This window comes from Nesterenkonia sp. AN1 (assembly GCF_000582475.1).
Classification (GTDB): domain Bacteria; phylum Actinomycetota; class Actinomycetes; order Actinomycetales; family Micrococcaceae; genus Nesterenkonia; species Nesterenkonia aurantiaca.
Genome location: NZ_JEMO01000008.1, coordinates 46,887 through 52,947, shown reverse-complemented (window position 1 = coordinate 52,947; position 6,061 = coordinate 46,887). Strand labels below are relative to the sequence as shown.

The 6,061-nt window shown below is 70.5% G+C and carries 6 protein-coding genes; 3 read left to right on the top strand and 3 right to left on the bottom strand.

Features of this window, described 5'->3' with window-relative positions; all coding sequences use genetic code 11:
• Positions 1-110 precede the first annotated feature (110 nt).
• Positions 111-827, bottom strand: coding sequence for a CHRD domain-containing protein (locus tag BG28_RS05920; RefSeq protein WP_036474851.1), 717 nt, complete (start codon positions 825-827; stop codon positions 111-113).
• A 212-nt stretch (positions 828-1,039) separates the two neighbouring features.
• Between BG28_RS05920 and BG28_RS05915 the strand changes: the two genes are divergently transcribed.
• Genes BG28_RS05915 through BG28_RS14300 form a run of 3 tightly spaced genes read left to right on the top strand, consistent with a single transcriptional unit; the run spans position 1,040 to position 3,251 of the window.
• Positions 1,040-1,582, top strand: coding sequence for a sigma-70 family RNA polymerase sigma factor (locus tag BG28_RS05915; protein ID WP_036474849.1), 543 nt, complete (start codon positions 1,040-1,042; stop codon positions 1,580-1,582).
• A complete protein-coding gene (locus BG28_RS05910; protein ID WP_036474847.1) occupies positions 1,579-2,583 on the top strand; it encodes a hypothetical protein in 1,005 nt (334 codons plus the stop codon). Before BG28_RS05915 ends, BG28_RS05910 begins: the two co-directional genes overlap by 4 nt.
• Before the next feature lie 5 nt (positions 2,584-2,588).
• Positions 2,589-3,251: a thiamine-monophosphate kinase gene (locus BG28_RS14300; protein WP_051501067.1), complete on the top strand. Its 663-nt coding sequence runs from the start codon at positions 2,589-2,591 to the stop codon at positions 3,249-3,251.
• Between the two features lie 453 nt (positions 3,252-3,704).
• On the opposite strand, the gene BG28_RS05900 is transcribed toward BG28_RS14300, so the two are convergent.
• Both BG28_RS05900 and BG28_RS05895 read right to left on the bottom strand, forming a co-directional pair.
• The gene (locus BG28_RS05900) at positions 3,705-5,045 is read right to left on the bottom strand and encodes a UDP-glucose/GDP-mannose dehydrogenase family protein (RefSeq protein ID WP_036474846.1); all 1,341 of its coding nucleotides are present in this window, start codon (positions 5,043-5,045) and stop codon (positions 3,705-3,707) included.
• A 54-nt stretch (positions 5,046-5,099) separates the two neighbouring features.
• Positions 5,100-6,017 carry an IclR family transcriptional regulator gene (locus tag BG28_RS05895; protein ID WP_369797199.1) on the bottom strand — a complete coding sequence of 306 codons (918 nt, stop codon included), beginning with the start codon at positions 6,015-6,017 and terminating at the stop codon, positions 5,100-5,102.
• Positions 6,018-6,061: the final 44 nt, after the last annotated feature.

Sequence of the window (6,061 nt, the reverse complement as noted above, 5' to 3'; positions counted from 1 at the left end):
CTCACCCGCGGCGCCGCAGGCGCCCAGGCTCAGCCCGAGCGCCAGGGCGGCGGCCACCCCGAGGGGCAGCCGCCGGACCCTGACCTCGACCCGCCGGTGAGGGCTTCGGATCATGTGGTCTGGTTGCGCCGAATCAGCATGAAGGCGCTGGCGCCGGCCAGAGCGAGCACGCCGGCCCCGGCGAAGACGCCGATCTGGCTGGAGGACTGCTGCATGCCGCCGCCGCCGGTCTCCACGCCGTCCAGCGGAACCTGCATCAGCTGGCCGCGGACCACACCGTCGGCGAACTCCTCGGTGTGGGAGTCAGCGGTGAAGCCGGCGGGGTCGGCCTCGATCTCGGCCAGGCTGAAGCCCTCGCCGGTGTCGGCATCGTCGTCGCCCTCGACGCCGGTCATGAACGGTCCGGCCATGCAGCCGGTGGAGGTGCGCGGCTCGTCACCGATCGGGGCTGGGTCCGGGAAGGCCAGGCGCGGAGGCCCGGGCTCGCCCGCGGCGGCCTCGTGGATGTGGGTGGCGGTCAGAGCCGGGCTCTCGTAGCCGCCGGTGACGCCTTCGAGTGTGATCTCGTAACAGATGACCTCTTCCTCTGAATTGATCCAGAACATGAAGTCGCCCGTCGCGCCCTCTTCACCCGGTGAGACCTCGCCGTCGGAGTTGATGACCTCATCCGGAGTCGCCATGACCGTGTAGGCGCTGGTGAACTCCTCGGGCCACTCGACCTCGGTGCCGGCTTCGGTGCTGGCCTGTGCCATGGTCGGCGAGAGCAGCAACACCGCTGCACCCAGAGTTGCGCCGGCGCCGATGGTTCTGCGTCGTTGTTTCATCATCCGTGGTGACTCCTTCGAGAGCGTTGGTTTACCGAATTTCGGCCCACCACTAAGTAATACGTAGCAGAGGCCTTTGGCGTTCACCGTTTCTCGAATTATTTTCGTCTCACACATCTCACATGTCTCACGCATGCCGCCAGGTCCGGGATGTGTATCGTAGAACCGAATTCTGCAGCCCTCGACGTACCGTTCGAGGGCTCCGACAAGGACTGATGGAGGTGGCTGAGCGGATGCGGACCGAACGGCACACCACCGTCGCAGTGCCGAGCATCGAGTCTGCCTACGATCAGCACAGCGCGGCGCTGTTCGGATTCGCGGCCAACGCGCTGCAGGACCACGGGGCCGCCGAGGAATGCGTCCAGGAGACCTTCGTGCGGGCCTGGCAGGCCTTGGACCGCTTCGATCCGGCCCGTTCAAGTCTGCGCAACTGGCTCTTCGCCATCGCTCGGAACGTGGTGCGGGATGAGTTCCGCGCCCGACGGCGCATCCCGATCCCGATGGAGCCGGAGATCACAGCGCCTGAGGCCTCAGATCTGAACACCACGGATCCCACCGAGACTATGCTTCTGGTCGAGGCGCTGGGAATGATCAGCCTCGAACACAGCCAGTCGGTCATCGCGGTGCACGTGCTCGGGTTCACCTACGCTGAACTCTCCGAGTCGCTGCAGGTGCCGGTGACCACCCTGCGCACGCGGACCTACTACGGACTGCGCGCTCTGCGCCGCGCGATGGAAGAGATGGAGGCTGAGTCATGAGCACACACCACGACGACGCCGACCCACGTCCTGGCTCCGGATCCGCTTCCGCCTCCGCAGTCGATCGTCGCGCCGAGCTGCTCGGCGCCGCATCCGCCCATGACCTCAGCCCGGCCGAGAGCCAGGAGCTGGACGCGATGTGCGCCCAGGATCTCGAGCTTGCCCGAGAGCTGAGCGAACTGCGTGAGCTCAGCAGCGCGCTGCGCGGCAACCTCGGTTCCTGGACCACTATGACTCCACCTCCGAGCCTGCGCGAGCAGGTGATCGCCCAGGTCCATGCCCCGCAGGCGTCAACAGAGGGCGCCTCGGCAGCCGCGTCCAGGCCGGCAGCAGCGTCCCCACAGTCACCCGCGTCCCCACAGTCACCCGCGGACGCAGGTTCACACGCCTCCTCACCGGTGCCCGAGGACCCCGCTCGGCAGCCCCCCGCCCGGCACACCCTCGCCTCCGACCCTGCTTCTGCCCCCGGCTCCGCCCCCACCCCAGCGTCGAACCCAAGCGGCCGGGCCCGGCTGCGGCAGAGCCTCGCGCTGGCCGCCTGCGTGGCCGCCTGCGTGGCGATCGGCGTGGTCGGCACCATGGGCGTGCAGGCGATCCTGGACCCCGAGGAGGCCGCACTCGACGAGGCCGCCCCCGGCGAGCCAACCGACGGGCTGGTGGCCGAGGAGCCGCTCGGTCCGCCCGGCGAGCTCGGCGCGCAGGAACCGGTGAGCTTCAGCGATCCAGGGGCCGGTGTCGAGGTCGATGGGGCCCTGGTCGCGCACACCTGGGGCACCGAGACGGTCCTGGAGATCGACGGACTCGCCCCCGGAGAGGCCTTCACCGTGGTCCTGGTCGGCGCCGACGGTGACGAGATCGAGTCCGGTTCCTTCCTGGGCTCCGAGGTCCCCGTGGACTGCCGGATGAACGGGGCGGTGCTGCGTGAAGACGTGCAACGCCTGGAGATCCGCGACGACGCCGGCCAGGCGATCACGGCCGCGGCGCTGCCCGAAGTCGACTGAACCGCATGTCGACTGACCCAGCCCCGCGCAGCGTGGGGGATTCCGGTGAGGAGGCGGTCCTCGCCGTCATCGTCGCGGAGCTCGGCGAGCTCCACCGCGCCGGCACCGCCCTGGCCGCGCTCACTGTGCCCGCCGGCGACGACGCGGCGGTGCTGGAGCTGCCCGAGGACGGCGCCCCGGCGCGCATCGTGCTGAGCACCGACACGCTGAGCCAGGACCAGGACTTCCGGCCCGGATGGTGGACCCCGCAGCAGCAGGGCGCCCCGATGGGCCGCGCCGTCGGGCTCAAGGCCGCCGCACAGAACCTCTCTGACCTCAACGCCATGGCCGCGACCCCGATCGCGCTGTTGGTCAGCCTCACGCTGCCGGCGACCACCTCGCTGGACTGGGTGCGCGGGTTCTACCGCGGGCTCGCCGAGGCGGTGCGTCGCGAGGGTGCCGAGCACTGCCACATCGCAGGCGGGGACCTCGGCTCCGGACCCGGCATCGTCGGTGACCCTGACCGCCGTCGGCCGGCTGCCGGCCGGGCATGCGCCGCTGCGCCGCAACGGTGCCCGGCCCGGAGATCAGCTCGCCGTCTCGGGCCCGCTGGGCGCGGCCGCGGCCGGACTGGCGCTGCTCGAGGTCGGTCATCCGTGCCCCGGGCCGGAGCTTTCCAGGCTGCGTGACGCCCAGATCGCTCCGGCTCCTAGGCTGCGCACCGGCGCCCAGGCGCTGCGCTGCGGGGCCACCGCCGGGCTGGACCTCTCCGACGGGCTGCTGCGCGACGCCGGACGGCTCGCCCGCGCCTCGGCCGTGCGGGTCCGTCTGGATCTGGCCGCGCTCACCGAACAGGCCGCCGCGCTGCTCCCGGCGGCCGCGGCCCTGGGGCTTCCGGAGGCGCAGGCGCAGGCCGAGGCGCTGCGCTGGGTCGCCGCCGGGGGAGAGGACTACGAGCTGCTGGCCAGCTTCGGCGCCGAGGCGAGGCTGCCGGAGGGGTTCATCAAGGTGGGGGAGATCCTCGAACGCGCCGATCACGCGGGATCAGACGCCGATGGCGCCCGCGAGGTTCTCCTCACGGGCGCCATCGATGATCAGGGCTGGGATTCGCTGCAGGGCTGACCCTGCGGGCGGTCTCCGGATCAGGCTTGGTGGAAGAACCTGCCCAGCTGGGCGAAGCGCCAACCGGCGCCTTCCCACTCCTGGGCAGGCAGCACGTTTCGCGCGTCGATGAACTGCTTCTGCGCCACCAGGGACTCGAGGTCGCCCGGAGTCAGCGCCTTGAACTCGTTCCACTCGGTGGTCAGCACCACCAGGTCCGCGCCGGTGACCGCCTCGGTGAGCGAGTCCACATAGCCCAGACGCGGGAAGCGCTTGGCCGCGTTGCGGTTGCCCTCGGGGTCATAGACCGCGACGTCGGCGCCGGAGCTGAACAGCCGGACCGCCACGTCGAGGCCGGGGGAGTCCCGGACGTCGTCGGAGAGCGGCTTGAACGCCACGCCGAGCACGGCGATCCGCTTGCCGGCAAGCTCGTTGTCCAGGATCTGCTCGGCCAGGGTGACCACCTTCTCGCGGCGGCGCAGGTTGATCTGGTCCATCTCGTCGAGGAACCGCATGGTGTGGTCCAGGCCGAGCTCGCCCACCCGGGTCTGCAGGGCGCGGATGTCCTTGGGCAGGCAGCCGCCGCCGAAGCCGACCCCGGCGTTGAGGAACTTGCGCCCGATCCGGGTGTCGTGGCCGATCGCGTCGGCCAGGGTGGTGATGTTGCCGCCCACGGCCTCGGTGACCTCGGCGAAGGCGTTGATGAAGGAGATCTTGGTGGCCAGGAACGCGTTCGCGGCGACCTTGACCAGCTCCGCGGTCTCAAAGTCGGTGCTGATCCAGGGGGTCTCCCTGGAGAGCGCCTCGGAGTAGACCTCGCGCAGCACGGCCTCGTCGGCGGCGTCGGAGGTGCCCACGACCAGTCGATCGGGGCGCAGCGTGTCTTCCACGGCGAAGCCCTCGCGCAGGAACTCCGGGTTCCAGGCCAGGGTCACGCGCACACCCTCGGCGGACTCTTCTTCCACCAGGGCGGCCAGGCGCCGTGCGGTGCCCACCGGGACGGTGGACTTGCCCACGATCAGGGCGTCCTTGCTGATCGACCGGGCCAGGGATCGGGTGGCGGCGTTGACGAAGGTCATGTCCGCGCCGGTGCCGCCGGCCTGCTGCGGGGTGCCCACGGCGATGAAGTGCACGTCGCCCCAGGCGCCGACCTCGTCGAGGTCGGTGGTGAAGCGCAGCCGGCCCGAGTCCACATGCTTGCGGATGAGCTCCGGCAGGCCGGGTTCGTGGAAGGGGAGTTCGCCGCGGGAGAGCGAATCGATCTTCTCCGGGTCGATGTCCACACCCAGGACGTTATAGCCCAGCTCTGCCATGCATGCCGCATGGGTGGCGCCGAGGTAGCCAGTTCCGATGACACTAATATTCTCAATCACGCCCTTCATACTAGGCGTCGGATCGAGATTCCTGGGAAATGCGCCCAGGTCGGTGTGCCTGGACTAGTGCTCGCCCAGACCGTGCTCCGCGGCGTCGGGGTTCTTGCGCACCAGCTCGGTGAGCTGATGCGCAGCCTGCACCACGACGCCGGCGTATTGCCGCCCCGGCTGACGGGTCAGCCGCTCGATCGGCCCGGAGATCGAGACTGCCGCGAGCACCCGTCCCGAAGGTCCGCGCACCGGGGCTGAGACCGAGGCGACCCCGGCCTCACGCTCACCCAGGGACTCACCCCAGCCGCGGCGTCGCACCCCGGCCAGCACCGTGGGGGTGAACCGGGCGCCCTGCAGACCCTCCACCAGGCGTTCGTGATCCTCCCAGGCCAGCAGCACCTGGGCGGCGGAGCCGGCCTTCATCGAGAGCTGGGTGCCCACCGGGATCGAGTCGCGCAGACCGATCGGTCGTTCGGCGGAGGCCACACAGACCCGGGCGTCGCCCTGCCGGCGGTAGAGCTGCGAGCTCTCCCCGGTGGCGTCGCGCAGCCGCAGCAGGATCGGTCCGGCCGCGGTGACCAGCCGGTCATCGCCGGCGGCAGAGGCCAGCTCGGCCAGCCGAGACCCGATCACGTAGCGTCCGCGCACATCGCGGCTGAGGAACCGGTGGTGCACCAGGGCGCTGGCCAGCCGGTGCACGGTGGGCCGGGCCAGACCGGTGCACTCCACCAGCTGGGCCAGCGAGGCCGGCCCCGCCTCCAGGGCGTCCATGATCATCACCGACTTGTCCACCACCCCGATCCCGGAGGGCGAATGCAGCGGTCGCGGCGGGTCCGGGGGCAGCGTGGGGCCTGATCTGCTCCCGGAATCGGCGGGGGGCAGCTTCTGCGCCACCATTCGTCGCGGAGCACCGGCTGCACCGGCGGCGGAACGTGCGGTCTGCGGCGAGTACTGTTCACCGGGCCGGGGAGAATAGGGCGAAGCTGGCATAGGCCCATGATACTGGTAATCGCCCCCACGATCTCAGATAATGA